Source organism: Nocardiopsis sp. NPDC006139, from assembly GCF_040614155.1.
In the GTDB taxonomy this organism is placed as follows: Bacteria; Actinomycetota; Actinomycetes; order Streptosporangiales; family Streptosporangiaceae; genus Nocardiopsis; species Nocardiopsis changdeensis.
Genome location: NZ_JBEXTT010000025.1, coordinates 45711 through 72140 on the forward strand (window position 1 = coordinate 45711; position 26430 = coordinate 72140).

Below are 26430 nucleotides of genomic sequence, written 5' to 3' on the forward strand. Positions count from 1 at the left end.
CGTCCGGCTACTCCTCCAGCTCCTCGGCCTCGAAGACCAGGGCGTCGGGCCGGGGCCGTTCGGGGTCCGCGGAGGTGTCGACGGTGACCTCGTAGCGGAGGTCCCCGACCACGTCCTCGGGCACCAGGAACGACAGGATGATGGACTGCTCCTGACCGGGGGCGATGGTCTCGCCCTCGCCCGTGGTGCAGCCGTAGGCCCCGTCGCCCGCCTCCTCGCCGAAGTCGCGCATGGAGAACAGGTGCGTGCGCTCCCAGGAGCGGCCCCGCCCGTCCACGGCGCGGAACGCGCAGCTGTTCCGCAGCAGTTCGGCGGCCTCAGCGTCACCGGGGGTGACGCGGAAGCCGACGTCGAGGATCTCCAGCCCCTCGGGCGGCGGCTCGGAGCCTCCCAGGAACCCGGTGATGTACCCGGTGACCCGCCACCGGCTGCCCGCGAGGTCTGCGGTGTCGCCGACGTCCACGGGCCTCGGCTCGGGCGGGATCAGCCCGGCCTCGGTCCCGTCGCGCACCTCGGTCGTGTAGGGCCAGACCAGCATGACCGGGAACAGCAGCACCAGCACCGCCGCGTAGGGCAGGTGCAGGCGCTTCCACAGCGGCCGGGCGTGCCGGACGGCCTTGCCCCTGGCCCCGGTGGGCGGGGGGTCGGGCTCGCCGAAGGCGCCCGGGGGCCCGCCGTGCGCCCCCGCGAACGCCTCCGGGCCCCGGAACGGTCCGGGGCGGGGGCCGTCGAACGGCCCGCCGACGGGACCCCGGGGCGGGGGCCCGCCGACCGGGGGCCGCGCGCCGTCCACGGGCCCCGGGGGAGTCCGGCGGCCGGGCGGTCCCGGCGGGTACGCCTCGGCGGGCGTCCCGTCCCCGGGACGCCGCGGTGCCCGGCGGTGCCCGCCGCGCGGTTCCTGAGGAGGGTGCCCTCCGGCGGGACGGGGCGAGGGAGCCGGCGCGTCCGGCGGACCCGGCGCCCTGCGCCGTCCGGCCCGCGGCCCCTGCCGCGGCTCGGCGGGCGGCCCGCCTCCCGGATACCCGTCGGCCCCGGGCCCCTGCGGCGCCCGGCGGCGTCCCGCCCGAGCGTCCTGCGGCGGCTGTCCCCCGCCCGGCTGAGTTCCGGGCCCGGGCCCGTCCGGGGGCCCCGGAGCCCGGCGGCGGCCCGGGCGCGGACCCTGCCGGGGCCCCTGCTGCGGGTCCTGCCGCCGGTACGCCCCGCCGTTCACGGGGTCGCGCGGGTCCTGGGGCGGCCGCCCCGGTGCGCCGCCGAACCCCTCGGAGCCCGCGGACCGGTCCACCGGCCCCGGCCGCTGGCGCACGGGGCGCCGGGGGATCCGCTGCTCCGGCGTTCCGGGAGGCTCCCCGGGGTAGCGGCCGTATCCGTCGGCCCGGCCCGCCGGGGGCGGGCCGGACGGCGGTCCGGGCACACGGTACGGCGACGCCGGCGGCCCGCCCTCCCGCGGCGCGTCGCCGCGCCGGGGCCCGCCGGGCCTGTCGGACCCGCGGGGGTCCCGGGGGTCTCCGGGCTCATTCGGACGCATCCGCGGCCTCCCCTGCGTCGTCTCCGCCCGGGCCGTCCCCGGACATGTCGATCTCGGGCCCGGTCAGCACCACCGCTTCGGGGCCCGGTTCGGCGTCGACCCCGTCCAGGGCGACCTCCACCCGCGAGGACAGCCGCTCCTCGTACCCGGGCCGGTGCGTGAGCACCAGCGTCGGCCCGTCCAGGCGGTCCGGGGGCACCTCGAACACGAACGCGCCCCGCTGCGGGATCGCGGGGGAGAAGGTCCCCCGGTCCAGCGACGCCCAGAACCAGCCCCGCTCCTCGTACACCACGCCGTCGGCCATCCGCAGTTCCGCCGAGACCCCGTGCATCGTGTCCTCCAGGGCGGTCACCCGCGCCCACACGACCACCCACACGCCGTTGGCGGGGATCTTCTCGGCGTCGCCGACGACGCTGCCGGTCACCTCGATCTCGGAGGTGACGTCCACCCCGGTCACCTCGGCCTCGAACGCGCGGCTGGACACCACCGACCCCTGTGCCCCCGCGGTCGCGACGGGGTCCACCAGCGCGTCGTTGGCGACGATGAAGCGCTGGACGAAGAAGATCGCGGCGATCAGGCCGAGGCACAGCACGAGGTTCAGGGCGCGGCGCCCGAAGCCGGGACGGGACTGCGGGGGCACGGTCAGCCCTCCCCGATCGGCAGGTCGACCGTTCCGACGCTGGAGCCGGCGATCGGGGTCCAGAAGAACCCGCCGCCGCCCGTCGTGACGAGCTTCTCCGCCTGGCGCACCGTGATCCGGACCGTGTCCACCTCGTCGGGGGAGACGCCGTCGGGCAGGGGCCAGCTGAGCAGGGCCTCCTCGCGCATGTGCGGCTGCAGCCGGGTGGTGACGCCCTGGGGGTAGCGGGTCAGGGTCAGGTCGGGGTGCTTCACCCGGTGGTCGCCGGGGAACAGCCGCACGTCCATGGTCGAGCCGATGTCGAACATCGGCACCGGCAGGTCGGAGCCGTGCAGCTCCACGTCCACGAGGACCTGGACGACGGCGCCCTCCACCTCGTCGGAGGCCGGCGCCGCCTCGTGGGGGGTGATCTCGTACAGCACGTTGCGCAGCCGGGTGCCGGGCGGCTCCGGGGTGGGAGTGGCCGCGTCGAGTCCGCCGAACAGGTACAGGCCCAGCACGGCGACCGCCACGACGGCGGCCCCGACGGAGATCACCGCGGCACGCTGAACACGGTCGCCGGGGAGGAGGGGGTTGGGGCGACCGGGGGTTTCGTCCAGATGGGCGTGATGGGCCACGCGCCGCAGTGTAGGCGCAAACCCTCCTGACTCGCCGTAAACGGCCGGAAGAGGTCACACCGTCACCTGGGTCCACTCCCCGCACGGGGGACGGCACGGGGCACCCCGCCCACCGGGCCCGAACCCCGTGGGGGAGGGGGGAAACAGGGCCGTGAATGGCGATCGGATTCCTGTTTGCCCGGTGTCCGCCCGGGTATCGGAAAAGGCGAATGTGTCACCCCGGGTGCACGTCCATTCCACACTGCGTCGTTTCCCGAGCCCCCGGCTCCGGCCCCTTTCAGGGCTGTAAGTGGACTGAAAGCGGCCTGGAAGAGGATCTCTCTAGTGTCGAAGGCGTTCGGCACGACCGGTCGCCGCGAGAGGACGGCTCGCGAACCTCCCGACCGGATCGTCGTTCGTTGGACACATGCCACCCGTGGCGTTCCCTGAGGCGGAGTCCGCCACGGGTGGCCCGTCCGCCCAGAAGGGCGGTGAAGTCCGTGATGGTTCGCAGGCGACGTAGGGCCACCTTGCGGCTCTACACGAGTGCGGTGAGACGAGGAGTGCGAGTCCCCCAGATGCTGACTCTCGATGACCGCTTCGAGGAGATCGTGGCCGACGCGATGCCCGAGGCCAAGATGCAGCCCTACCGGGAGCCCGAGCCGGAGCCGGTGAAGCCGGTGCCCGCCGAGCACCCGGAGGAGGGCGTGCCCGCCGAGGAGAAGCCCGCCGAGGAGAAGTAACAGCCCGCTGTAGCCAAAAGGTCACTCCGAGTATCTTTGACAGAGGGGGAGATACTCGGAGCTTTTGGCTTGCCCGGATTCCGCTTTTCCAGAATTCCGCTTGCTAGGGTTGCTCCTTGTGGAATTCGGTGTGCTCGGCCCCATCGCCGTCTGGTCCGACGGCCGACCGGTTGCGATCGGCGGACCACGCCAGCGCTGTGTGCTCGGCGCGCTCCTGGTGAACCTCGGCCGAGAGGTCACCGTGGACCGGCTCATCACCTACCTGTGGAGCGACGACCCGCCGCGCACCGCCCGTTCGGTCATCCAGGTCCAGGTCTCCCACCTGCGCAGATCGATTCCCGGAAGTATCTCCACCACGGCCGGCGGCTACATCTTCGACGCCGATCCCGACTCCGTCGACCTGTACCGCTTCCGGCGGCTGCGGGACGAGGCCGCCCGGGCGGCCCCCGAAGAAGCGCTGGAGCTCCTCGACCGCGCCCTCTCCTGCTGGCGCGGCGTCCCCTTCTCCGGGGTCGGCTCCGAGGCACTGGAGCACACGGTGGTCGGCCCCCTCCGGGAGGAGCGCTGGTCGGCCGTCATCGCCTGGGCGACGTGCGCCCTGGGCCTGGGGCGGTACGCCGAGGTCGTCTCCCGACTCACCCCACTGGCCCGCGAGGAGCCGTTCCGGGAACGCCTGCAGCACCTGCTCATCACGGCGCTCTGGCACGACAACGAGAAGGCCCGCGCCCTGGCCGCCTACGAGGACTTCCGGGTCCGGCTGGCCGACGAGCTCGGCGTCGACCCCGGTCCCGAACTGGCGGCCCTGCACGCGCGCATCCTCCGGGAGGACGCCGACCAGGGGCGCCGGACCGCAACGGAACCAACGGAATCCGAGACGGTCTACCGCGTCCGCAACGACCTGCCCCGGGACCTGCCGGACTTCACCGGCCGCGTGGACGTCCTGCGCAGCCTCGAAAAGATCTCCCTCGCGGACGAGGAGGGGGCCGAGGTCTGCGTCCTCACGGCCGCCGGCGGCGGGGGCAAGACCACCACGGCCGTGCATTTCGGTTACGAATCCGCCAAACGTTATCCCGACGGGCAGCTCTTCATCGACCTGTACGGGTACACGGCCGGCAAGGAGCCCCTGGACCCGTCTTCCGCGCTCGGGTCCCTCCTGCGCGCGGTGGGGGTCCCGCCCGAAACGATTCCCGAGTCCCTGGAAGAGCGGTCCGCCCTGTGGCGCGCCACCCTCATGGGGCGGCGGACCCTGCTCATCCTGGACAACGCGTCCAGCTACTCCCAGGTCAGCCCGCTGCTCCCGTCCTCCCCGGGCTCCCTGACCCTCATCACCTCCCGCAACGAGCTGTCGGGGCTCAGCGGCGCCCGGTTCCTCTCGCTGGGCATGTTCGACGAGCGGTCCGCCCTGGACCTCTTCTCCCGGGTCCTGGGGGAGGAGCGCGTCAGGGCCGAGGAGGACCGGGCCCGCGAGATCGTGCGCATCTGCGGCGGACTCCCCCTGGCCCTGCGCGTGATCGCCGGTCGCATGCTCAGCCGCCCCCGCTGGACCTTCGGGCACGTGGCGCGGCGGCTCGGCGAGCAGAACCGCAAGTTCCGCGAACTGCAGGTGGACGGCCAGAGCGTCGAGACCGCCATCGACCTGTCGTACCAGAGCCTCAACGACGAGCAGCGGAGCGCCTTCCTGACCCTGGGCCTGATGATCGGCGACAGCATCGACCTGGCGGGCGGGGCGGCGCTGCTGGGCGTTTCGGTGGAGGAGGGCGACGACATCCTCCAGGAGCTCGTCGGCGTCTGCCTGCTCGACGAACCCCAGGGGGACGTGTACCGCATGCACGACCTCATAAGGGATTTCGCGCTGGACAGGGCCACCGCCGAGTTCGGCGCCGAACGTGTGGACCGCATCCGGGGCAGGCTGGCGGAGCACTACCTGCTGACCGCCCAGCACGCCGCCGACCTGTTGGGTCCCAGGGCCCTGCACGACGACGAGCGGTCCGACTCCGGGTACCGCACCGAACTCCTGCGGCGCGAGGACGCCGAGGAATGGTTCGACCTGCACCGGGAGAACCTGGCCGACACCATCGACTACTTCGCCTCGCGGGACAACGGGGAGCACGCCTGGCGCATGGCCGAGTCGGTGTGGCGCTTCTACGCCCTGCACGGCCAGATGGGCCTGCTCGTCAGTTCCCAGGAGCGCGCGCTCCAGGTCAGCGACCGGCAGGGGAACCGGCGGGGGCGGGCCGTCACGCTCATCGGGCTGGGGATCGGCTACTACTTCGCGGGGCGGTTCGACGACGCCCTGCGCATGCTCACCGAGGCGAGGGACCTGCTGGCGGCGGTGGGGGACAGCCGGGGCAGCATCCGGGCCCTGGCGAACCTGGGGATGGTCTACGAGCGGGTCGGAAGGCTCCGGGACTCGGCCGAGGCCATCAGCGGAGTGCTCGACCACGCGGTCGCCCTGGGGGACCGGCGCCTGGAGTCCCTCCAGTGGAGCAACCTCGCCGTGGTCCGCCAGGCGCTCGGACAGTACGAGGAGGCCCTGCACTGCGCGGCGCGGTCGTTGGAGACGGCCCCCGAGGAGGACGTGGGAGCGTCGGCCGCCCTGGTCAAGCGGGTCATGGGGGAGGCCAAGGTCGGTCTGGGGGACCTCGAGGGGGCGCTGCGTGACCTCGATGAGGCACTGGAGCTGTCCCAGCGGCTGCGGTTGGTCGGCAGCCGGATCTACGTCCACAACTCCCTCGGCATCGCCTACCGGGCCGCAGGGTGTCCGGAGGAGGCCGTCGAGGCCCACCGGGCCGCGCTGGCCCTGGCCGAGGAGTCCGGGGACCGCAGCGGCGACGCCGAGATCCTCACCGACCTGGGGATCACCCACGCCGAGGCCGGCCACCACGAGGAGGCCGCGGTCGCCCTGGAGAAGGCGCACGCCATCGCCTTGGAGCGCGACGAGCGCTACACCGTCGCCCGCGCCTGCCTGGCCCTGGGCACCCTGCCCGCGCCCACGGTGACCGCCGACCGGGCCGAGGGGCTGCTGCGCACGGCGGCGGAGATCCTCACCGAGGTGGGGTCGCCCGACGCCGAGCGCGCCCGCGCGGCCCTGGCCGACCGCTTCGGCGGCTGAACCGGGCGGGGCCGTCCGACCGGCGCATCGACCACAGGCACACGGTGGCGGGCAGCACCCGCACCGGCCGGGGCACGCGGGGGTAGACGGCCCGCGTGACGGCGAGGATCCCGTCGAACAGCCGTTGCCGCCCCGGCGACCAGGGCAGGCCGAACCCGTCGCGCAGCCGTTCCGGCAGGAGCCCGGCGGTGAGCAACCGCTGGAGGGGCATCAGCGCCCGCAGCACCGGCTGACGGGGCCGGAACAGGCGGCGGGTGATGTCGCGGGCCTCGTCTCCCACCTCGAGCCGGGCCGACGCCTCCTCCCAGTAGGCGTCGAACGCCTCGGGGGTCTTCGGCCAGGCCTCGGCCGGCAGGCCCAGGGCGGTGCCGAACACCGACGCCTCCCGCAGGAAGAGCGCGTACTCCTCGTCGTCGCGGAACCCGCCGAACACCATCGTGTACACGCGGGCGGCGTTGTGGCAGAGCGTCGCGGCCACCCACAGCAGGAGGTCGTCGTCCAGGGCGCGGTAGCCGGGGCCGGTGACCTTCTTGTGCATCGCCCGGACGACGGCGTGCAGGCGTTCGCGCTCCTCGGCGGTGCCGTACACCGTCCCGTAGACGTAGGCGAGCGTGCCGAAGAGCCGGGAGAAGGGGCGGTGCTCGAAGTCGCTGTGGTGGTACACCCCGTGGGCGACGCTGGGGTGGGCGATCTGGAGCAGCACGGCGTACCCGGCCCCGCCCAGGAGGCAGGACTCCGCGGTGATCCGACGGAGCGGCGATTCATCGGACGATCGGCCCATGTCCAGGATCGTAGGAGACGAAACGCTTTCTCCAGAAGGGACACGCGCCCTACCTTCTCTCTCATGCGAGACATGCGCGACGACGACACCGCCCTCCTGCGGCTGGTGGGCGAGGACGGGCTCGCCCGGGTCGACGCCGCCATCCGGGAGCGCGGCCTCCTCGCGGGGGTCATCGCCGTCCGGGAGGCGTTCCGCCCCCGGGGCGGCCTGAGCCTGTACGACGCGAGGGACATGGTCCTCGAACGGTTCGGGGAACTCGGGATCGACCCCTGTCCTCCCACGCCCCCGCTCGACGTGGAGGAGATGGCCTCCAGGGTCGAGGGGCACCCCTCCCGGCCCCGGGAGGTCGCGGCCGTCTGGGACGGGGACGACTTCGGGTGGTACCTGGTCCTGGAGGCGCACTGCGAGGACGGGTCGACCCTGGGCCTGGGGCGGATCCGGCGCGGCGGCGACCTGAGGCTCTTCAACGGCCGGGTCCCGCCCTGGCCGGAGGCCGTGGAGGGGCGCGAGGCCGGTACGGCCCTCGCCGCCCGGCTCGGGGTGCCGTTCCGGTTCGACCATCCGGAAACCCCGGGCTTCTCGGACTGACGCCGGAGCCGGTCCGGCCGGACCGGCTCCGGCGTCGGTTCCGGGGTCGGTTCCGGGGGCGGCCGGGTTCCCGTGAGACGGGCTTCAAGGGCCGGGTAAGGGAAAACTATCCCTTTGGTGAGGTCCAGTGGTCGGACCCCCATCGGCCCGGATTGGTCTACACCTCTCTGCGGCCGGACCGCCCGCACGCCGGTGCCCCCATCGCTCCTGCTCTCACTCCACGTGCCCGGCCGGTCGCCACCCGTACCAGTGGTCGGAAAGCGCGCAGTGGTCCGGAAGGCGGTCCGGTCCCACCCTCCCCTCCCGTGTCACCAGGCCCCTTGCACTCTTCGTCACAGCCTGCCTACGGTCTTCCGCAACGGGCGGGAACCCCCGGTGCACAGGGGTTTCCGGGACGACGCCGTCCGGTGCCCGGGGCCCATCCGAACCCCGAGCGCCCAGCCCGGCCCTGGACCGGGAACGGTCCGGGTCATCCCGCTACGCGTCCCCCGGTGTGCCCCCACACCATCGGGACCTTGACCCACACAGAAGGGCCCCGCATGCAGACCCGCAGGAACGACAGCCCCCGCAAGCACCGTTCGCTCCGCGCCGCGACGGCGCTCGCCGCCGCCACCACCCTCTTCTTCGGCCTCATGCCCATGGGCACGGCCAACGCGCACGGCTACATCTCCAACCCGCCGAGCCGCCAGGCGCAGTGCGCCGCCGGAATCGTCGAGTGCGGTTCCATCCAGTGGGAGCCGCAGAGCGTCGAGGGCCCCAAGGGCCTGACCAGCTGTTCCGGCGGCAACGCCCGATTCTCCGAGCTGGACGACGACAGCCGGGGCTGGCAGCGGACCGACGTCGGCCGCACCCAGTCCTTCACCTGGACCATCACGGCCAACCACCGCACCTCCACCTGGGAGTACTTCATCGGCGGCCAGCGGATCGCCGTCTTCGACGACGGCGGCGCGCAGCCGCCCTCGACCTTCTCCCACACCCTGGACCTGTCCGGCTACAGCGGCCCGCAGAAGATCCTCGCGGTGTGGAACGTCTACGACACGGCCAACGCCTTCTACGCCTGCATCGACGTCAACGTCCGCAGCTGACCCCCGCCGCACCCCCCGTGCGGCCCCCGGCCCGGCCCCGCACCCGGGCCGGGGGCCGCGGCGGTTCCGGGACCGCCGACCGCTGAGCGGATCCGCATCCGGGGCCGTGACCTGGCCCGGCGCGTTGATCCGGCGGTGAAAGCGGCCTACCGTCCGAACATGGACACCGATGCGGTCACGGTGACCGGCCTGACCGTCCGCCGCGGCGGACGGGACGTGCTCACCGGACTCGATCTGAGCGTTCCGGCGGGCGAGGTGGTCGGCCTGCTCGGACCCAGCGGCAGCGGCAAGACCACGCTCATGCGCGCGATCACCGGAGTGCAGCGGATCTCCGCCGGCACCGTCACGGTGCTCGGCCACCCGGCCGGAGCGGCCCCGCTGCGCACCCTGATCGGCTACGCGGCCCAGACACCCTCGGTCTACGCCGACCTCACCGTCCGGGAGAACCTCTCCTACTTCGCCTCCGTCCTGCGGGCGCCCCGGACCGACCCGGACCGGGTCATGGCGGAGGTCGGGCTCGCCGACCTCGCCCGCCGCCCGGCGGGCGACCTGTCCGGCGGCCAGCACGCCCGCGTCAGCCTGGCGGTCGCCCTGCTGGGGAAGCCGCGGCTGCTGGTCCTGGACGAGCCGACCGTGGGACTGGACCCGGTGCTGCGCGAAGAACTGTGGTCGCTCTTCCACGGACTCCGCGACCGCGGCACCACCCTGCTGGTCTCCAGCCACGTGATGGAGGAGGCCGGGCGCTGCGACCGGCTCGTGCTGATGCGCGAGGGCCGCCTGGTCACCGAGGAGACGCCCGCGCGGCTGCGGGCGCGCACCGGCGTGCAGGACCTGGAACAGGCCTTCCTCCGGATCGTCCGCGAACCCGGCCCGGGGCGCGGCCGCCACGAGCGCCCGGCGCCCGGTACCCCCGGCGGGGGTGAGGGCTGATGCACCCCGCCCTCACCGGCGCCACCGCGCTGCGCATCCTGCGCCAGCTCCGCCACGACCCGCGCACGGTCGCCCTGCTGCTGCTCGTCCCGTCGCTGCTGCTGGTGCTGCTGCGCTTCGTCTTCGACGACGAGGCGTTCTTCGCCCGGCTGGCCCCGCAGCTGGTGGCGATCTTCCCGTTCGTGGTGCTGTTCCTGATCACCTCGATCGCGACCCTGCGCGAGCGCCGCAGCGGCACCCTGGAACGGCTCATGACCCTGCCGGTGGGCCGGTTCGACCTGCTCCTCGGGTACGCCCTGGCGTTCGGCCTGGTCGCCGTCGCCCAGGTGGCCGTGGTGATCGCGGTGGCGCTGTGGCTGGGCATGGAGACCGAGGGGTCGCTGTGGACGCTCGGCGCGATCTCCCTGGCCGACGCGCTGCTGGGGGTCGCGCTGGGGCTGTTCGCCAGCGCGTTCGCCCGCAGCGAGTTCCAGGTGGTGCAGTTCATGCCGGCGTTCGTCATGCCGCAGGTCCTGCTGTGCGGGCTGTTCGCCCCGCGCGAGGACATGGCCGACGCCCTGTACCTGGTCTCCGCGGTGATGCCCCTGTCCTACGCGGTGGACGCCATCACCGAGGCGGTGGAGCGGCCCGAGGTGACCGGAGACCTGCTCGTGGACACCGGGATCGTCCTGGGCTCCGCCGTGCTGGCGCTGCTCCTGGGGGCGGCCACCCTGCGCCGCCGGACACCCTAGGAGCAGGGCGTCCCTGGTGGCGGGGCTACACTGCGGCGGAACGGAACGCTTCCCCGCACCCCCGCACCAGGAAGGGCGAAACGGATCATGGGCTTCTTCGACGGCCTGCGCCGACCCCCGGCACCGGCCCGGCCGCTGGACCAGGACACCGTGGACCGGGTGCTCGTCCTCGTCCGCGACCGGCGCAAGATCGAGGCCATCAAGCTCGTGCGCGAGCGCACCGGCATGGGGCTGGCCGAGGCCAAGTACACGGTGGAGGCACTGGAGGAGGGGCGCCGCGTCCCCGTCGAGCCGGCACCCGGCCGCAGCCTCGCCGACCGGGTCCGCGAACTGCTCGGACAGGACCGCGTCGCCGACGCCGTCGTCCTGGTCTCCCGCGAGACCGGCATGACCGAGACCGAGTCCGCGCGGTTCATCGACAGCCTCGGCCGATGAGATGAACCGCAGGCTGGACGGGCTGGAGCAGCGCATCGCCGCCGCGCTGCAGATCGACGGCCGGGCCTCCTGGCGCCGGATCGCCACCGTGCTCGCCGAGCCCGAGCGCACCGTCGCCCGGCGCGGCAACCAGCTGCTGGCCTCCGGGGACGTCACCGTCGCCGGGATACTCCCCCAATCGGCGTCCACCCTGCTGCGGGTCCGCTGCGCGCCCGGCACCGCGCGCATGACCACCGAGTCCCTGGCCCAGCGCGCCGACTGCACCTTCGCCTACATGACCACCGGCGGCACCGACTGCGTCGCCGAGCTGATGTTCGACGCGGAGCGGCTGCCGCAGGTGCTCGGCACGGAGATCCCGGCCACCGTGGGCCTGCGGGCCGCGGTGAGCTACCCGGTGCTGCGGTACTTCCGCACCATCCGCGGCTGGCGCTTCGGGCCGTTGACGACCGCCCAGTCCGACGCCCTGGCCCGCGAGTACTCCGCGGACCGCGGCGGGTTCCCGGACCAGGGCGAGCTCACCGCGCAGGACCTCCAGATCGCCGGGGTGCTGGCGGAGAACGGGCGGGCCGGGTTCGAGGAGATCGCCCGGCGCACCGGCGTCTCCGAGAGCACGGCGAGCCGCCGCACCGACTGGCTGCTGCGCCGCGGCCACATTCACCTGCGCGCCCTCGTGGAGCCCGCGCTGGTCGGGCTGCCGGTGGAGGCCATGCTGTGGATCCGCTCCGCGCCCCACCGGGTGGACGGCATCGGCCGGGAGCTGGCCGGGGCGCGGGAGGTGCGCTACGCCGCCGCACTGGCCGGGGACCACCAGATCGTGGCCAACGTGACGGTGCCCGACACCGCGGCGCTCTACCGGTTCGTCACCGACACGCCCTGGGCCGAGCAGGTCGACGCCGTGGAGACCACCCTGCTGCTGCACGCCCGCAAACGCGGCGGCCGGATGCTGTCCGCGGGCTGATCCGGCCGCCCGCCCCGGCGGCCCGCCCGACGCGCCACCCGGACGGGCCGCGAGCCGGACGGGCCCCTGCGGCCCGCTACGCGGTGGCCGCCGCGGTCGCCACCGGCCGCAGCCGCTGGCCGGCGCCGATGTCCGGCCTGCGGTCCGCGCACCGCGTCCGGTCCTCGAACGCCTTGGCGTAGCGGAGCAGCTCCACGTCCCGGTAGTGGTCCACCGCCATCTGGAAGCCCACCGGGAGCCCGCCCGGAGTGAACCCGGCGGGCATCGCCAGCACCGGCAGGCCGGTCGCGGACAGCAGGCAGGCCGACCGCATCCAGTCCAGGTAGGTCGTGGACTCCACGCCGTTGATCCGCTCCGGGTACCGCAGCCGCGCGTCGAACGGCAGCACCTGCGCCGCGGGGGAGAGGAAGAGGTCGTAGCGCTGGTAGAACCGCCGGACCGCGGCGGCCAGCCGGGTCCGCGCCGCGGCCGCGTCGATGATCCGCTGAGCGCTCAGCCCCCACCCCGCCTCCACGTTCCAGACCACCTCCGGCTTGACCAGGTCGCGGTGGGCGCGGACCAGCGGGCCCAGCGCGGAGGCGAAGTCCAGGGCCCGGGTGGTGTGGAACACCTCGTCGGCTCCGGCGAGGTCCGGGGCGGCCTCCTCCACCACCGCACCCGCGTCCTCGAACACGCGCAGCCGCTCGGTCAGCACCGCCAGGACCTCCGGTTCCACCGGCACGCCCATCCCCAGGTCCGGGCTCCACCCGATCCGCACCCCGCGCAGGTCGCCGACCACAGGGCCCGCGAAATCGGCCCCGGTCAGCGGTGCCGGGGGCAGCACCCGCTCCGACGGGCCGGCGACCGCGGACATGAACAGGGCGATGTCGGACACCTCGCGGGCCATCGGCCCGGTGCGGGCCAGCCACGCGTGGTCGTTGTCGGCGGCGGGCGCCGGGATCACTCCGTAGGAGGGACGGAAACCGACCACGTTGCAGAAGGACGCCGGGATGCGCAGAGACCCGCCCATGTCCGAGCCCTCGCCCAGCGGCTGGATCCCGGCGGCGATCGCCGCGGCCACCCCGCCCGAGGAGCCGCCCGCGCTGCGCGAGGGGTCGTACGGGTTGGTGGTGGTGCCGAAGACCTCGTTGAACGTGTGCGACCCGGCACCGAACTCCGGGACGTTGCTCTTGCCGGTGGCGATGACCCCCGCTCCGCGCAGCCGGGAGACGAGCAGGTCGTCCTCCTCCGGCACGTGGTCCGCCAGCACCGGGGAGCCGTTGGTGCTGCGCATCCCCGCCACCGCGTGCGTGTCCTTGTGGGTCATCGGCAGGCCGTGCAGGGGCGGCAGGTCCGCCCCCGAGGCGGTGAGCCGGTCGGCCGCGTCGGCCGCCTCCAGGGCCCGCTCCGGGTCCACGGTGACCACGGCGTTGACGGCCGGGTCCACCTCCGCGATCCGCTCCAGGTGCGCGGTGACGGCCTCCCGCGCGGAGACCTCGCGCCGGCGGATCGCACCGACCAGCTCCGCCGCCGACATCCGCTCAATCCCGTCCATGGGTCCTCCGAATTCCTCCACCGCTCCGGGCCCGTCAGCGGCCCGGACTCGACGCGCCCAGTTTCCGCGGTGGCGGCGCGCGCCGGAACGGTGCGGGGTGATGTGTCGCACTTTGCGGGAAACGGCCACGTCCGTGGCGATTTCCCGCATCCCTTGCCACCCCGGAGACCACTGCCCGAGGGTTGGCGCAATCGGGGAGCAGAACGCACCCCGCCCACCTCGGGAAGGAGCGTCCTCAGGTATGGCACCCCCTGTCCCCACGGTCGCCGCCACCGCGCTCACCTCCGCGGCCGAAACCGTCCCGGCGCCCGCCGCCGCGGCGGCGGACGGCATCGCGGAGGTGTCCGGGACCCCGGTCCTGTGGCTGTGCGCGCTCGGCGTCTTCGCCGTCATCTTCGTCCAGACCTTCATCTACATGCGGGCCGCCCGGGTCGCCGGACCCGACGTCGGCATGAGCCGGGACGAGCTCCGGAACGCCTACCGCGCCGGGGCCGTGGCCTCCATCGGACCCTCGCTCGCCGTCGTCCTGGTGGCGGTCGCCCTGCTCGCCCTCTTCGGCGCGCCCGCCGTGCTCGTCCGCATCGGACTGATCGGCTCGGCGAGCACCGAGGTCGCCTCGGCCGGCGTCGCCGCGGGCACGGTCGGCGCCACCCTGGGCGGCGACGGCTACTCCCCCTCCGTCTTCGCCCTGGCCTTCGTGGCCATGAGCCTGTCCGGCGGCATGTGGATGCTCGCCACCCTGGTCCTGACCCCCCTGCTCAAGCGCGGCGGCAAGAAGCTGGACGCGGTGAACCCGGCCGTGATGGCGGTCGTCCCCGCCGCCGCACTGCTCGGCGCGTTCGCCATGCTGACCGTCACCGAACTGCCCAAGTCCGGGATCCACGCGGCCACCGCGCTCACCTCCGCCGCCGTGATGGCCGGGTGCCTCGTCCTGGCCCGCGCCCTCAAGGCGTCCTGGCTCAAGGAATGGGCGCTCGGGTTCGCCGTCATCACGGCCCTGGCCGTCGCCTACCTGGCCCACACGGCGTGAACCCCCGCAAGCGAGTGGAGAAGACGACATGACCGCGGACGACACCGGCGCCACCGCCATGGCGGCGTTCGAGAACACCACCTCACGGTGGGGGCGGGCGACCATGGTCGCCGGGCTGGCACTCTCCCTGGCCGGGCCCCTCTACCTGGCGTTCTTCGCCGACCTGGGACTGGACGCCGCCCGGATCTGGGTCGCGTTCCTCGCCGTCGCCGCCACCTTCGGCGTGTTCTGGGTGCTGGAACCGCTGACCTACTACCCCATCCTGGGCCCGGCGGCCATGTACCAGGCGTTCATGATCGGCAACATCTCCAACAAGCTGCTGCCCGCCGCGGTCGTCGCCCAGGCCAGCGTCGACGCCCGGCCGGGCACCCGGCGCGGCGACCTGACCGCGGTGATGGCCATCTGCGGGGCGGCCACCGTGCACCTGACGTCGCTGCTGGTCGGCGTCGGGCTGCTGGGCACCTGGCTGATCTCCGTGCTGCCCGCCGGGCTGATCGAGGTCGCCCGGCTGTACATCCTGCCCGCCGTCATGGGCGGGGTGCTGGTGCAGTGCATCGTCACCATGCGCCGGTACCGCACCACCGCCATCGCCGTGGCCGTGGCGCTGGCCGTACAGTTCGCCCTGCTCCCCCTCGCACCGGGGCTGGCCCTCTTCTCCACCGCCCTGTGCGTGGCGGTGACGATGGTCCTGGCCTGGTTCCTGCGCGACCGCCGTATCGTGCACGGGACCGCCGCCGACAACGCCCCCGAACCCGCCCCGACCCCAGAGGAAGGCCGCCGATGACCGCCGAGACCGTACCCGCCGTCACCGACCCCGAGCGCATGCACCGGATCTACCGGCACCTGCACACCCACCCCGAGCTGTCCATGCAGGAGCACGCCACCGCCGACTTCATCGCGGCCGAGCTCGACGACCTCGGCATCGAGAACTTCCGCTGCGGCGGCACCGGCGTGGTGGGCGTCGTCCGCAACGGCGAGGGACCCGTCGTCGCGTTCCGCGCCGACACCGACGGGCTGCCCATCGCCGAGGACACCGGACTGGAGTACGCCAGCACCGCCACCGGCACCCTGGAGGACGGCACCGAGGTGCCCGTCATGCACGGCTGCGGACACGACACCCACGTCACGTCCCTGCTCACCGCCGCCCGCGAACTGCTCGGCCGCGCCGGCGAGTGGTCCGGGACCCTGGTGCTCGTGTTCCAGCCGGGGGAGGAGACGGCCGCGGGCGCCCGGGCCATGGTCGACGACGGCCTGTGGGACCGCGCCCCGCGCCCCGAGGTCGTCCTGGGCCAGCACGTCATGCCCTCGCGCGCCGGGAGCGTCACCATCTCCCACGGCACCGCGATGGCCATGGCCGACGCGCTGCGCGTGACCCTGTACGGCAGACAGTCCCACGGTTCGCAGCCGCAGTCCTCGATCGACCCCATCGTGCTCGGCGCGCACGTGATCGCCCGCCTCCAGACCATCGTGTCCCGCGAGCTGGACCCGCGCTCCCCGGCGGTCATCACCTCCGGCACCTTCCACGCGGGGCTGAAGGAGAACATCATCCCGGACCGGGCGGTGCTCACCCTCAACATCCGCTCCTTCGAGGAGGACGTGCGCGAGCAGGTGCTCGCAGCGGTCCGCCGGATCATCGCCGCCGAGGCCGCCGCCTCCAACGCCCCGGAGCCGCTGGTGGAGGAGATCTACACCTTCCCGCGCTGCTACAACGACCCCGGCGCCGCCGCCCGCGTCGAGGCGGCGCTGCGCGCCGAGCTCGGCGAGGACAACGTGTCCGTCGGCGAACCGGTGATGGGCAGCGAGGACTTCGGCCACCTGGCCGACTCCATCGGCGTGCCCGCGGTCTACTGGATGTTCGGCGGCTTCGACCCCGACGCGGGCGAGCCCCCGGTCAACCACTCCCCGTTCTTCGGCCCGCTCATGGAACCCACTCTCACCACCGGCACCCGCGCCGCCGTCGCCGGCATCCTCGCCTACCTCGGCACCAAGCCCTGACGGACCGAAAAACCCTTAAGGCAGGGAGTGGGAGTCATGCCAGACTCTGCTCATGGCTGAGAGTTTCATCGGTCCGGTTCCCGAAGTCGAAGTCGGGCGGGGCTTCAAGTCCAGGAAAGATGCTTCCCTGGCCAAGGTGCACCGCCCGCTTCAAGCGGGAATCTGCGGAACCAAGAAGACCGGTGCCGAATCCATCGTGGTCTCCGGTGGCTACAAGGACGACGAGGACCTCGGAGAGGTCATCGTCTACACCGGCCACGGTGGACGGGACGCAGCGACCGGAAAGCAGATCGCAGATCAGAGTCTGGAGGACAGCGGGAACGCCGCGCTCTATACGAGTCTCCTCGAAGGACAGTTGGTCCGTGTGCTCCGCGGCGCACAGGCGGACTCCCCTCACGCCCCTGACCACGGATACCGCTATGACGGCCTCTATCGAGTCGCGGAATACGGCTGGAAGACCGGGGCCGATGGATACCAGGTCGTCCAGTTCACCCTGACACAAGAGGACTCCGAGGCGGAGGTGCCGAGTTCGATCTCTGCGCCCACCGAAAGCACCGAGTCGGAGCCGGTGGGGACCGTCGGCCCGGCCCCCACCAAGGCCTTCACCGCTCAGCGCCCTGTTCGCAACACCAAGGTCACGCGTACGGTCAAGGAGTGGCACGGAGGTCGCTGCCAGCTCTGCGGGATCACTCTGACGGTCCCCAGCGGTGTCTATAGCGAAGGCGCCCACATTCAGGCGCTCGGTGCTCCTCACCACGGTCCCGACATCACCAGCAACGTGCTGTGCCTGTGCCCCAACTGCCATGTTCAGTTCGACACCGGAGCGGTTATTGTGACGGACGATCTCCTCATCGTCCGTAACGGCGTCGCTGAAGGCCAGCTCATCACCGTTCCGAAGCACAAAATCGGCATCGAGTACCTCCAAAGCCACCGAGCACGCTGGGGCAAGTGAGAGGCGGGCGGCTCTGGCGTTAGGGGAGGGCCTGACGGCCGGGCCTGGCAAGGCCCGGCCATGTCGCGCAGCATGTCCGTTCGGGTCGGCACCGACCCGAACGGCTCTTCTCCCCTCCAGACCTTTGCCGACCAGCGCCCTTCATCCTCGCACCACCGTCGTCATACCGCCTCGCCACGCAGAGACCGCTTGTGGGACGGAAGGATCCGATCGGCTCGCCCGTGTGCTCCGGTGTTACCGTGAACCGAACGTGCTCCACCCCCTTCTTCCGGAGCACGGAAGGGAAGCGTCATGGCAGACCCGACCAGCACCGCCGGTGACCGATCCGCCCCCGGAGAGCCGGATTATGAGGGCGTCGAGGTGCTCGTGCACGGCTTGACACCGACGTGGAGCGGCCACGACTTGGAAGCGTCGGCCGTCAGCGACGACGAACAGATCGGCACCTTCCAGCGCAACCAACTGTTCGAGGCGATGGGGGACACTCCCGAGACCGCCTGAGGCCCCTGATCCCCGCGCCGGCCCGGCGATTCTGTTCTACGAGCGTGGGTGTACAGCGGTGCCTGCTCGTGCAGAGAGGGAAGGACACCTCTCACCGAGTACCCGGATAACGCCGACGGGAGCCGGGGCGTTCGCGGGTCACCGTCGGCGCAGGTGGGCACTGCTCGAAGAGAGGAACATCGCTACCATCGCCACCGGCACCGCGGCGATGTGGAGGCCGCGCACCGTGTAGTAGGCCAGGTCGGCACCGTCGGCGGCGGCCAGTGCCGCCCCGGCGTCGCCACCGGCGGCGAACCAGCCGACCAGCGGCACCACCAGGGTCGCCAAGCCGATGCAGCCGAGCAGTACGGCGAGCGCGACCCGGGCCCACGCGCGACCCCGGTACAGGTGGAGCACCAGCAGCACCGCACCCCCGTAGACCACCGTGCGCAGCGCGATGTTCGCGGCCAACCCGGGCCCGAACCCCTCCGCGGCGATCACTCCCGAAGCCCCGATGACCGATTCCACCACCCCGGCGCCGATCGCGACCAGCCACAGGAGGCAGGCCGCCCGCAGCGCCGGAGGCGGCGCCTCCGGTCCGGAGGTGCGCGCAACGCCCTGTGTCGTCGTGTCCATGCCGGCTCCCTGAAACGTTCCGTCGTCGGTGGAACGAGTCTGGGCCACCGCGCGGCCCCGGTCAGGGGTGTCTGGACGCCGGTCCTCCGGTGGTACGGGCGCCCCGCCCCCGGGGGTTCGCCCACCCGGTCCCGGTGCCCCCGTCGTCGGCGGCCCGCCGCCGGAACGGACCCCGCGAACGCCGAGAGGCCGGTCCCGAAGGACCGGCCTCTCGCTCTGTCGGGGTGGCGGGATTTGAACCCACGACCTCTTCGTCCCGAACGAAGCGCGCTGCCAAGCTGCGCTACACCCCGAAGCAACGAGCCCAAGTCTAGCGGACGTCGGGAGTGCTCGGGTAATCGATTACGGGACTGTGGCCCAGGCCTCCTCAGGCCCCTTCCGGGCCCGCCACGAGGTCCAGCAGCGACGCCTCCGGGCGGCAGCAGAACCGCACCGGCGCGTACGGCGACGTGCCCAGCCCGCCCGAGACGTGCAGCCACGCCCCCGCGTACTCGTGCAGCCCCCACGCCCGCCGCCGGTCGATGCCGCAGTTGGTGACCAGCGTCCCGTAGAACGGCAGGCACAGCTGGCCGCCGTGGGTGTGCCCGGCCAGCATCAGCTGGTAGCCGTCGGCCGCGAACCGGTCCAGGTTGGCGGGCTCGGGCGAGTGCAGCACGCCCAGCCGCAGGTCCGCCGACGGGTCGGCCGGGCCGGCGATGTCGTCATAGCGGTCCAGCTTGATGTGCGAGTCGTGCACGCCGCCCAGCGCCACCTCCAGGCCGCCCGCCTTGAGGGCGCCCTTGCGGTTGTTCAGGTCCAGCCAGCCCGACGCGGACATCGCCGCGCCCAGCTCGCGCCAGGGCAGGTCCGGCACCCGGCGCTTGTTGTAGTCGGTCTTGCTGGTCCGCCACAGGTAGCGGGCCGGGTTCTTCAGCTGGGGGGAGAACAGGTCGTTGGACCCGTACACGAACGCGCCCGGCCGGTCCAGCAGCGGTCCCAGGGCTTCGATGAGCGGCTCCACCGCGTCCGGGTGCGCCAGCGAGTCCCCGGTGTTGACCACCAGGTCGGGCTCGTAGCGCTCCAGGCCGCGGATCCAGTCGATGAGCATCCTGCGGCCCGGCGTCAGGTGCGCGTCGGACAGGTGCAGGACGCGCAGGCGCGGGCTGCCCGGGGGCAGCAGGGGCAGCTCGTAACGGCGCAGCCGGAACCAGTTGCGCTCGATGACCGAGGCGTAGGTCAGCCCGGCGACCCCGAGGGCTCCCGTGACCGCGACCGCCCGGCCGGTGTTGCGCAGGAGTCGTCGCTTGTCGATGCCCATGCGGCCTTCTTCCTCGTCGGGCTCGGATGAGGGGCGGCGGGTGCGTCGTCCGGGACGGAGAGGCCGCGGAACGACGTTCCGGCACCCACGACGATGGTCTCACGCCGTCCGGGCACAAAACGTTGGTGGGCCGACGGGGGACCGCCGTAGGATCGGCCCATGTCCGAACTCAAAGACCGCCTGAAGAACGACCTGACCACCGCCATCAAGGCGCGTGACAAGGTGCGCACCGGCACCCTCCGCATGGTCCTGGCCGCGATCTCCACCGAGGAGGCCGCCGGCTCCAGCCAGCGCGCCCTGGGTGACGACGAGGTCGTCAAGCTGCTGACCCGCGAGGCCAAGAAGCGCCGCGAGGCCGCCGAGGCGTTCGAGAAGGGCGGCCGCCCCGAGCAGGCCGAGGCCGAGCGGGCGGAGAGCGAGGTCATCTCGGACTACCTGCCCAAGCAGCTCACCGACGAGGAGCTGGCCGACCTGGTCGCCGCCGCCGTCGAGGAGGCCGGCGCGCAGACCCCCCGGGACATGGGCAAGGTCATGAAGGTCCTCAACCCCAGGATCGCCGGGCGGGCCGAGGGCTCGCGGGTGGCGGCCGAGGTCAAGCGGCGGCTGGCCGGCTGACCCCCGGTAGGGGACCCCGGAACGCCCGAGGGGGCCGCGGCGTGCGCCGCGGCCCCCTCGCCGTACGTCCCGCTAGTCGCGGGTGGTGGTCGGCGTGTGCGCCGGCCGGACCCGGAACCAGCCGTCGTCGTCCTCGCCGGTGCCCGCGCCCGCGGTCCCGCCGCCCCGGCTCAGGAACACGTTGACCGTGGCCCCCTCCGGCAGGCGTGTGCCGGGGTCGGGGTTGACCGCGGCCACCGCGCCCTCCGGCTCCGGGGAGTTCAGGCGGGTGCCGGACACGTTCGCCGTGTACCCGGCCTCCTCCAGGGCCGCCACCGCGTCCGCCTCGGTCAGCCCGACCACGTCGGGCACACCGCCGTCGTCGGACGCCGGACTGGGGTCGTCGTCGGGCTCGGAGGGCGCCCTGGGCACCGACGTGGAGCCGAACCTGCCCGGTGCCGAGGGCAGCTGCTCGACCTCCAGGCCCTCGTGGGCCGCCCGGAAGCTCTCCTGCCAGATCCGGCCCGAGATCGTCGCCCCGTAGACCACCGAGAAGTAGCGGTCGCCGATGGTGACGTTGCGCAGCGGGTACTGCTGGGGGCCGCGCGGGTCGGCGACGAACACCGCGGACGCCATCTGCGGCGTGAACCCGGCGAACCAGGCCGCCGCGGAGCCGTCCGTGGTGCCGGTCTTGCCGGCCGCCGGCCGCCCGATGCCCAGGGAGCTGGCGGTGCCGCCGTTGAAGGTCTGCGACAGCAGGTAGGCGACGCCGTCGGCGACCTCCTCCTCCAGGACCCGCTCGCACTCCGGCTCGATCTCGATCGTGGAGCCGGCCTGCTTGTCCTCGATCATGGTGATGGCCTGCGGCTCGCAGTACATGCCGCCCGAGGCGAACGTCGCGTAGGCGTTGGCGACCCGCAGCGGGGACACCTCCTCGCTGCCCAGCGTGAAGCTGCTGTTGGCCAGCGAGTTCTCGTTCTCGGTGAACAGGGTGCCGTCGGCCCGTTTCAGGCCCAGCTTCTCGGCCATCTTCATGACGTCGCAGATGCCGACCCTGGCCTGGAGCTGCGCGAAGTAGGTGTTGGACGACGCCTTGGTGCCCGACACCATGTTGTGCGTGGTGCCCGCGGCCGTGTCACCGGCGTTGCTCGGCGTCCACGTGGCCAGGTACCCGCCGTTGCAGCTGCGCTGCCCGGACACGGACACACTGGTCGGCGAGTTGAACGCGGTGCTGAACGGCAGGCCCTCCTCCAGCGCCGCGGCCAGGGTGATCGCCTTGAACGTCGACCCGGCCTGGAAGCCGGTGCTGCCGCCCCGGTCGGAGTCGGTGGCGAAGTTGATGGAGGTCTCGCCGAGCTTGCTCTCGTCGGGGCCGTAGTTGCGGCCCTGCGCCATGCCGAGGATCTGGCCGCTGCCCGGTTCGATGATCACCTGGGCGGACACCTTGCGGGACTCGTTCTCGCGCGGCACCCACTCGTCGACGGCGGTCTGCGAGGCCTCCTGGACCTGCGGCCGCAGCGTGGTGTGGATCTCCAGGCCCGCGGTGCGCAGCCAGCGCGCCCGCTCGGTCTCGTTGGGGCCGAACCGCTCGTCCTTCTCGATCTCCTGGACCACGTAGTCGCAGAAGAACGGCTCGTCGCTGGGGACGCACCCGTTGGGCGGGGTGTCCAGGTCCACCTCCAGAGGCTCCTTCTTGGCCTCTTCGGCCTCGGCCTCGGTGATGGCTCCGGAGGCGACCATGCGGTCGAGGACGACGTTGCGGCGCTCGACGGTCTGCTCGGGGAAGAACCGGGGGTTGTAGAGGTAGGGGTAGCGGACCAGGCCGGCGATGGTCGCCGCCTGGTGCAGCTCCAGCTCGCTGGCGGGGATGTTGAAGTAGTGCTGGGCCGCCGACTCGACGCCGTAGGCGCCGTCGCTGAAGTAGGCGATGTTGAGGTAGCCCTCGAGGATCTCGTCCTTGGTCATCCGCTTCTCCAGCGCCACGGCGTACCGCAGCTCCCGGATCTTGCGGGCGATCGACTCCTCGCGGGCGGCGTCCAGTTCCTCCTGGGAGGTGGCGGCCTCGATCTGGACGTTCTTGACGTACTGCTGGGTGATCGACGAGGCGCCCTGGGTGTTGCCGCCCAGGGTGCGCACGGCGGCGCGCAGCGTGCCCGCGACGTCCAGGCCGCCGTGCTCGTAGAAGCGGGCGTCCTCGATGGCGAGGATGGCGTCGATCATGACCGGGGACACGTCCTCGAGGGGGACGAGTTCCCGGTTCTGGTCGAAGATCTCGGCGATGACACCGCCCTCGGCGTCATAGATGGTGGAGCGCTGCGGGGGAGGCGGCGTCTCCAGGTTGCTCGGCATGTCGAGGAACCCGGCGGCGACGTTGCGGGCGGTGATGCCCACGCCGCCGACGGCGGGCAGCGCCAGCGCGGCGACCAGAAGGCCCGCGATCGCGCTGACGACGACAAGTTGGCTGATTCTCTGAAGCAATGTCCCCTGACCCACCCCATCAGACTAAGTGACCACATGAGCGCGAAGAGGTGCGCTGTGGAACGGATGGTGCTCGGACGTACCGAAACGCCCACGGCACCGCGCGGGCCCTGCCCCCAGACCATCTTTTCACGTGCTATCGCAGCCCCTGTGTCCTTCGGTTCGGCCGTACAGGGGTTCCGGGGCATCGCGGCCGGAAGGGCTCGCGCCGGTCGCGCAATGGCCCGAGCGGACCATATTCGGTGAGATGGAATGTGGGTCGAGTGGGTTCTGTCGCGACGGCCCCGAAGTCCGTAACTTTCTGCACAGCGGGGCGGGCCTTCGTCCGTCCCACTCGTCAGCCGGAGCCTACCCGTTCCCGGCACCCGCTCGGAGCACACGGATACCCGGGCTCCCCGCGATCACGGCCCACCCACGGGGGTGCAGCGCACATGTGGATTCACCAGTGGACGACCCGGGCACGCTGCCGCCGGGTCGACCCCGACGCACTGTTCGTCCAGGGCGCGGCTCAGAACCGCGCCAAGCTCATCTGCCGGGACTGTCCCGTGCGCACCGAATGCCTGGTGGACGCGCTGGACAACCGGGTGGAGTTCGGGGTGTGGGGAGGGATGACCGAACGCGAGCGCCGGGCGCTGCTGCGCAAGCACCCGCAGGTCACCGACTGGGCCCCGGTCCTGGAGGAGGTGGCCTGCCGGGAGGGCGAGCGCGAGGGCGAGGAGGACCTCGTCCGCGACCTGGTCCGCTTCGCCGACGCCGCGGTGGCCGCGGCCGCGGGCACCGACGCCGACCGCTCCTGACCACCGGCCGTTCGGGCCGTGTTCTCCGAATCCTCGCCCCGCTTCGGCCCGCCCGTCGCCCGCCACCGCCCTCGGCGGACGGCCCGCGGCCACGCGGCTTCCCCGAGCACCGGCTCCCCGGGGCTCCCGGAGCCCCGCCCAGGCGCCTCGCGACCCCCCACGGCACGGGAGGACATGCGAAGCAGGCCCCGACCGTCGGGACCGCCGCCATCCCCTGAGCCCCCGGGTCCCCTGAGTCCCCCCGGGGCCCGCGGCTCCTCCCCCGCCCCGGCCGTCACGCGCCGCGGGCCAGGGCCTCCCCGATCCCGCGCAGTCCGTCCAGGTCGTGCACGTCCTCCGGCAGGGCCGGCACCTCCGCCACCGGCACTCCCGGGTGGTCGGCCGCGGTCCGCTCCCGCAGTCCCCGCTCCCGCCGGTGGGTGCGCACCAGCTCGGCGTGCAGCCGCAGCGCCGCCGACGCCCCCGGGTGCGTTCCCGCCGCCTCCAGGGACTCCGCGGCCGCCGTCGCCGCCTCGGCGTCCAGCCGCGCGCCCGCACCCTCCGGCAGCGGGTGCGTCCGGTTGACCACCAGCCCCGCCAGCGGCATCGCGTCGGTGGCCAGCCGCCGCATGAAGTACGACGCCTCGCGCAGCGCGTCCGGCTCCGGCGCCGCCACCACCACGAACGCCGTCCCCGGCGCCTGCAGCAGCCGGTAGGTGCGCTCCGCGCGCTCCTGGAACCCGCCGAACACCGTGTCGAACGCCGCCACGAACGCCCGCAGGTCGTTCAGCAGCTGCGCCCCCAGGATCTTGCCCAGCACCGAGGTGACCAGCCCCATGCCGGCGCCCAGCAGCCTGAACGCCCCGCTGGGGGCGGGCGCGCTCAGGAACTTCACCAGCCGCCCGTCCAGGAACCTCCCGAGTCGTTTCGGCGCGTCCAGGAAGTCCAGCGCGGACCGGCTGGGCGGGGTGTCCACCACGATGAGGTCCCACTCCCCGGACTGGCGCAGCTGCCCCAGCTTCTCCATCGCCATGTACTCCTGCGTGCCGGAGAAGCTCGTGGAGAGGGTCCGGTAGAAGGGGTTGGCCAGGATCTGGCGGGCCCGCTCGGGGTCGGCGTGCTCCTCGACGACCTCGTCGAAGGTCCGCTTCATGTCGAGCATCATCGCGTGCATGCTCCCGGGGGTCCCCTCCGGCAGCGGAACCGGGCTCGGGGTGTTGTCCAGCGTCTCCAGCCCCATCGACTGGGCCAGCCGCCGGGCCGGGTCCACGGTGATCACCACGGCGTGCCTGCCGCGCTCGGCGGCCCGCAGCCCCAGGGCGGCGGCGGTCGTGGTCTTGCCGACCCCGCCCGCCCCGCAGCACACCACGATCCGGGTCGCCGGGTCGTCCAGCAGCGCGTCCACGTCCAGGCGTCCGGCGCTCACCGGCGCACCCCCTGTCCGGCCATGCGGCGGGCCAGCCCGTCCAGCGCCGCCCGGTCCGCCCCGCCCTCCAGCAGGGGCAGTTCCAGCAGCGGTGCCCCGGCGTCCGCCAGCTCCCCGCGCACCCGCTGCTCCAGCAGCACCCGCCGGGCGTGGGCGCCCACCTCCTGGGCCAGCGACTCCGCCAGCTCCCCGGGATCGTCCAGTCCGGCGGCCTTGAGCCCGGCGGCCAGCTCCTCCAGGTCGGCCTCCCCGGCGGCCGCGGCGGCCAGGAGGTCCTGCGGCAGCAGCGGCGGCCGCACCATGTTCACCACGACCATGCCCACGTCCAGGCCGAGGGCGGAGACCTCGGCGATGCCGTCCCGGGTCTCCTGGGCGGGCATCTCCTCCAGCAGCGACACGAAGTGCACCCGCGTCCGGCCGGAGCGGATCACCTCCATCACCTTGTCGGCGTGGTTGCGGATCGGTCCCACCCGGGCCAGTCCGGCCACCTCGGAGTTGACGTTGAGGAACCGGCCGATGCGCCCGGTGGGCGGGGCGTCCATGACCACCGCGTCGTAGTGGAAGGGCCCCTCCGCGCGCCGCCGGCCTCCCTCCCGGCGGCGCACCGCCTCGGTGGCCTTGCCGGTGAGCAGCACGTCCCGCAGGCCCGGGGCGATGGTGGTGGCGAAGTCGACGGCGCCCAGCCTGGTGAGGGCCTGCCCGGCCCGGCGCATGCCGTAGAACAGCTCCAGGTACTCCATGAGCGCAGACTCGGCGTCCGCGGCCAGTGCGAACACCCGGCCGCCGCCGGGCACCGCCTCGATCTCGCGCTCCTCGTACGGCAGCGGCGGTATCCCGAACAGCGAGGCGATGCCCTGCCGCCCCTCGACCTCCACCAGCAGCACCCGCCCGCCGTCGGCCGCCAGGGCCCGGGCCAGCGCCGCCGCGACCGTCGTCTTGCCGGTGCCCCCCTTGCCGGTGACGATGTGCAGCCGGGCGCCCGCGCACGCCCGTGCGGGGTCGGGGTACCGGCCTCGGTCCTCTCGCTCGCTCACTCCACGGAGTCTATGCGGGCGTCCTCGCCGCACGCGGTGGGCCGCCCGGGTGAGTAATGTGGCGGCGTCGACGTGCC

At 73.0% G+C, this 26430-nt stretch carries 25 protein-coding genes and 1 tRNA gene; 15 read left to right on the forward strand and 11 right to left on the reverse strand.

Annotated features, from left to right (window positions below; translation table 11 throughout):
• Positions 1-7 precede the first annotated feature (7 nt).
• The 3 genes from ABZ249_RS26980 to ABZ249_RS26990 all read right to left on the reverse strand — a co-directional run bounded on the left by ABZ249_RS26980 (position 8) and on the right by ABZ249_RS26990 (position 2701).
• Complete coding sequence (locus tag ABZ249_RS26980) at positions 8-793, reverse strand: hypothetical protein (protein WP_355268364.1); 786 nt, start codon at positions 791-793, stop codon at positions 8-10.
• 718 nt (positions 794-1511) lie between these two features.
• Positions 1512-2165: a hypothetical protein gene (locus ABZ249_RS26985; protein WP_355268367.1), complete on the reverse strand. Its 654-nt coding sequence runs from the start codon at positions 2163-2165 to the stop codon at positions 1512-1514.
• Between the two features lie 2 nt (positions 2166-2167).
• A complete protein-coding gene (locus ABZ249_RS26990; protein ID WP_355268370.1) occupies positions 2168-2701 on the reverse strand; it encodes a hypothetical protein in 534 nt (177 codons plus the stop codon).
• Between the two features lie 638 nt (positions 2702-3339).
• Between ABZ249_RS26990 and ABZ249_RS26995 the strand changes: the two genes are divergently transcribed.
• Complete coding sequence (locus tag ABZ249_RS26995; protein ID WP_355268373.1) at positions 3340-3504, forward strand: hypothetical protein; 165 nt, start codon at positions 3340-3342, stop codon at positions 3502-3504.
• Positions 3505-3634: 130 nt separating this feature from the next.
• A complete protein-coding gene (locus ABZ249_RS27000; protein ID WP_355268376.1) occupies positions 3635-6616 on the forward strand; it encodes a BTAD domain-containing putative transcriptional regulator in 2982 nt (993 codons plus the stop codon).
• Here the strand turns inward: ABZ249_RS27000 and ABZ249_RS27005 are convergent.
• Positions 6549-7397 (reverse strand): oxygenase MpaB family protein, encoded by an 849-nt coding sequence (locus ABZ249_RS27005; RefSeq protein WP_355268379.1) that lies wholly within the window; start codon positions 7395-7397, stop codon positions 6549-6551. The genes ABZ249_RS27000 and ABZ249_RS27005 overlap by 68 nt on opposite strands.
• Before the next feature lie 63 nt (positions 7398-7460).
• Here ABZ249_RS27005 and ABZ249_RS27010 point away from each other — a divergent pair, with 63 nt between their 5' ends.
• From ABZ249_RS27010 to ABZ249_RS27035, 6 genes are all read left to right on the forward strand, one after another.
• Positions 7461-7985, forward strand: a complete 525-nt coding sequence (locus ABZ249_RS27010; RefSeq protein ID WP_355268382.1) for a hypothetical protein — start codon at positions 7461-7463, stop codon at positions 7983-7985.
• A 539-nt stretch (positions 7986-8524) separates the two neighbouring features.
• Positions 8525-9070, forward strand: coding sequence for a lytic polysaccharide monooxygenase auxiliary activity family 9 protein (locus ABZ249_RS27015; protein ID WP_355268511.1), 546 nt, complete (start codon positions 8525-8527; stop codon positions 9068-9070).
• A gap of 159 nt (positions 9071-9229) precedes the next feature.
• Complete coding sequence (locus ABZ249_RS27020) at positions 9230-10000, forward strand: ABC transporter ATP-binding protein (protein WP_355268385.1); 771 nt, start codon at positions 9230-9232, stop codon at positions 9998-10000.
• Complete coding sequence (locus ABZ249_RS27025; RefSeq protein ID WP_355268388.1) at positions 10000-10731, forward strand: ABC transporter permease; 732 nt, start codon at positions 10000-10002, stop codon at positions 10729-10731. Before ABZ249_RS27020 ends, ABZ249_RS27025 begins: the two co-directional genes overlap by 1 nt.
• An 87-nt stretch (positions 10732-10818) precedes the next feature.
• The gene (locus ABZ249_RS27030; RefSeq protein WP_355268391.1) at positions 10819-11166 is read left to right on the forward strand and encodes a ribosomal protein L7/L12; all 348 of its coding nucleotides are present in this window, start codon (positions 10819-10821) and stop codon (positions 11164-11166) included.
• Position 11167: 1 nt separating this feature from the next.
• Positions 11168-12124, forward strand: coding sequence for an Lrp/AsnC family transcriptional regulator (locus tag ABZ249_RS27035; protein ID WP_220564114.1), 957 nt, complete (start codon positions 11168-11170; stop codon positions 12122-12124).
• A 76-nt stretch (positions 12125-12200) separates the two neighbouring features.
• Here ABZ249_RS27035 and ABZ249_RS27040 read toward each other — a convergent pair whose 3' ends face one another.
• Complete coding sequence (locus ABZ249_RS27040; protein WP_355268395.1) at positions 12201-13658, reverse strand: amidase family protein; 1458 nt, start codon at positions 13656-13658, stop codon at positions 12201-12203.
• A gap of 241 nt (positions 13659-13899) precedes the next feature.
• Here ABZ249_RS27040 and ABZ249_RS27045 point away from each other — a divergent pair, with 241 nt between their 5' ends.
• The 5 genes from ABZ249_RS27045 to ABZ249_RS27065 all read left to right on the forward strand — a co-directional run bounded on the left by ABZ249_RS27045 (position 13900) and on the right by ABZ249_RS27065 (position 18133).
• Complete coding sequence (locus tag ABZ249_RS27045; RefSeq protein WP_355268398.1) at positions 13900-14688, forward strand: DUF5058 family protein; 789 nt, start codon at positions 13900-13902, stop codon at positions 14686-14688.
• 28 nt (positions 14689-14716) lie between these two features.
• Positions 14717-15472 (forward strand): hypothetical protein, encoded by a 756-nt coding sequence (locus ABZ249_RS27050; protein ID WP_355268401.1) that lies wholly within the window; start codon positions 14717-14719, stop codon positions 15470-15472.
• Positions 15469-16683: an amidohydrolase gene (locus ABZ249_RS27055; RefSeq protein ID WP_355268404.1), complete on the forward strand. Its 1215-nt coding sequence runs from the start codon at positions 15469-15471 to the stop codon at positions 16681-16683. The genes ABZ249_RS27050 and ABZ249_RS27055 overlap by 4 nt, the downstream gene beginning before the upstream one ends.
• A gap of 52 nt (positions 16684-16735) precedes the next feature.
• On the forward strand, positions 16736-17635 hold the full coding sequence (locus ABZ249_RS27060; protein WP_355268407.1) for a YDG/SRA domain-containing protein: 900 nt from the start codon (positions 16736-16738) through the stop codon (positions 17633-17635).
• A gap of 291 nt (positions 17636-17926) precedes the next feature.
• Positions 17927-18133, forward strand: a complete 207-nt coding sequence (locus ABZ249_RS27065; RefSeq protein WP_355268409.1) for a hypothetical protein — start codon at positions 17927-17929, stop codon at positions 18131-18133.
• A gap of 138 nt (positions 18134-18271) precedes the next feature.
• Here ABZ249_RS27065 and ABZ249_RS27070 read toward each other — a convergent pair whose 3' ends face one another.
• The 3 genes from ABZ249_RS27070 to ABZ249_RS27080 form a co-directional block, all read right to left on the reverse strand.
• Positions 18272-18748: a hypothetical protein gene (locus ABZ249_RS27070; RefSeq protein WP_355268412.1), complete on the reverse strand. Its 477-nt coding sequence runs from the start codon at positions 18746-18748 to the stop codon at positions 18272-18274.
• Between the two features lie 219 nt (positions 18749-18967).
• Positions 18968-19041, reverse strand: a tRNA-Pro gene (locus tag ABZ249_RS27075).
• A gap of 74 nt (positions 19042-19115) precedes the next feature.
• Positions 19116-20045, reverse strand: coding sequence for a metallophosphoesterase (locus tag ABZ249_RS27080; RefSeq protein WP_355268415.1), 930 nt, complete (start codon positions 20043-20045; stop codon positions 19116-19118).
• A gap of 159 nt (positions 20046-20204) precedes the next feature.
• Between ABZ249_RS27080 and ABZ249_RS27085 the strand changes: the two genes are divergently transcribed.
• Positions 20205-20660, forward strand: a complete 456-nt coding sequence (locus tag ABZ249_RS27085) for a GatB/YqeY domain-containing protein (protein WP_355268418.1) — start codon at positions 20205-20207, stop codon at positions 20658-20660.
• 72 nt (positions 20661-20732) lie between these two features.
• Here the strand turns inward: ABZ249_RS27085 and ABZ249_RS27090 are convergent, their stop codons facing one another.
• Positions 20733-23117, reverse strand: coding sequence for a penicillin-binding protein (locus ABZ249_RS27090; protein WP_355268421.1), 2385 nt, complete (start codon positions 23115-23117; stop codon positions 20733-20735).
• 431 nt (positions 23118-23548) lie between these two features.
• Between ABZ249_RS27090 and ABZ249_RS27095 the strand changes: the two genes are divergently transcribed.
• On the forward strand, positions 23549-23914 hold the full coding sequence (locus ABZ249_RS27095; protein WP_355268424.1) for a WhiB family transcriptional regulator: 366 nt from the start codon (positions 23549-23551) through the stop codon (positions 23912-23914).
• A 274-nt stretch (positions 23915-24188) separates the two neighbouring features.
• Here ABZ249_RS27095 and ABZ249_RS27100 read toward each other — a convergent pair whose 3' ends face one another.
• Both ABZ249_RS27100 and ABZ249_RS27105 read right to left on the reverse strand, forming a co-directional pair.
• Positions 24189-25319 carry an ArsA family ATPase gene (locus tag ABZ249_RS27100; RefSeq protein ID WP_355268427.1) on the reverse strand — a complete coding sequence of 377 codons (1131 nt, stop codon included), beginning with the start codon at positions 25317-25319 and terminating at the stop codon, positions 24189-24191.
• Positions 25316-26353 carry an ArsA-related P-loop ATPase gene (locus ABZ249_RS27105; protein ID WP_355268430.1) on the reverse strand — a complete coding sequence of 346 codons (1038 nt, stop codon included), beginning with the start codon at positions 26351-26353 and terminating at the stop codon, positions 25316-25318. Before ABZ249_RS27105 ends, ABZ249_RS27100 begins: the two co-directional genes overlap by 4 nt.
• Positions 26354-26430: the final 77 nt, after the last annotated feature.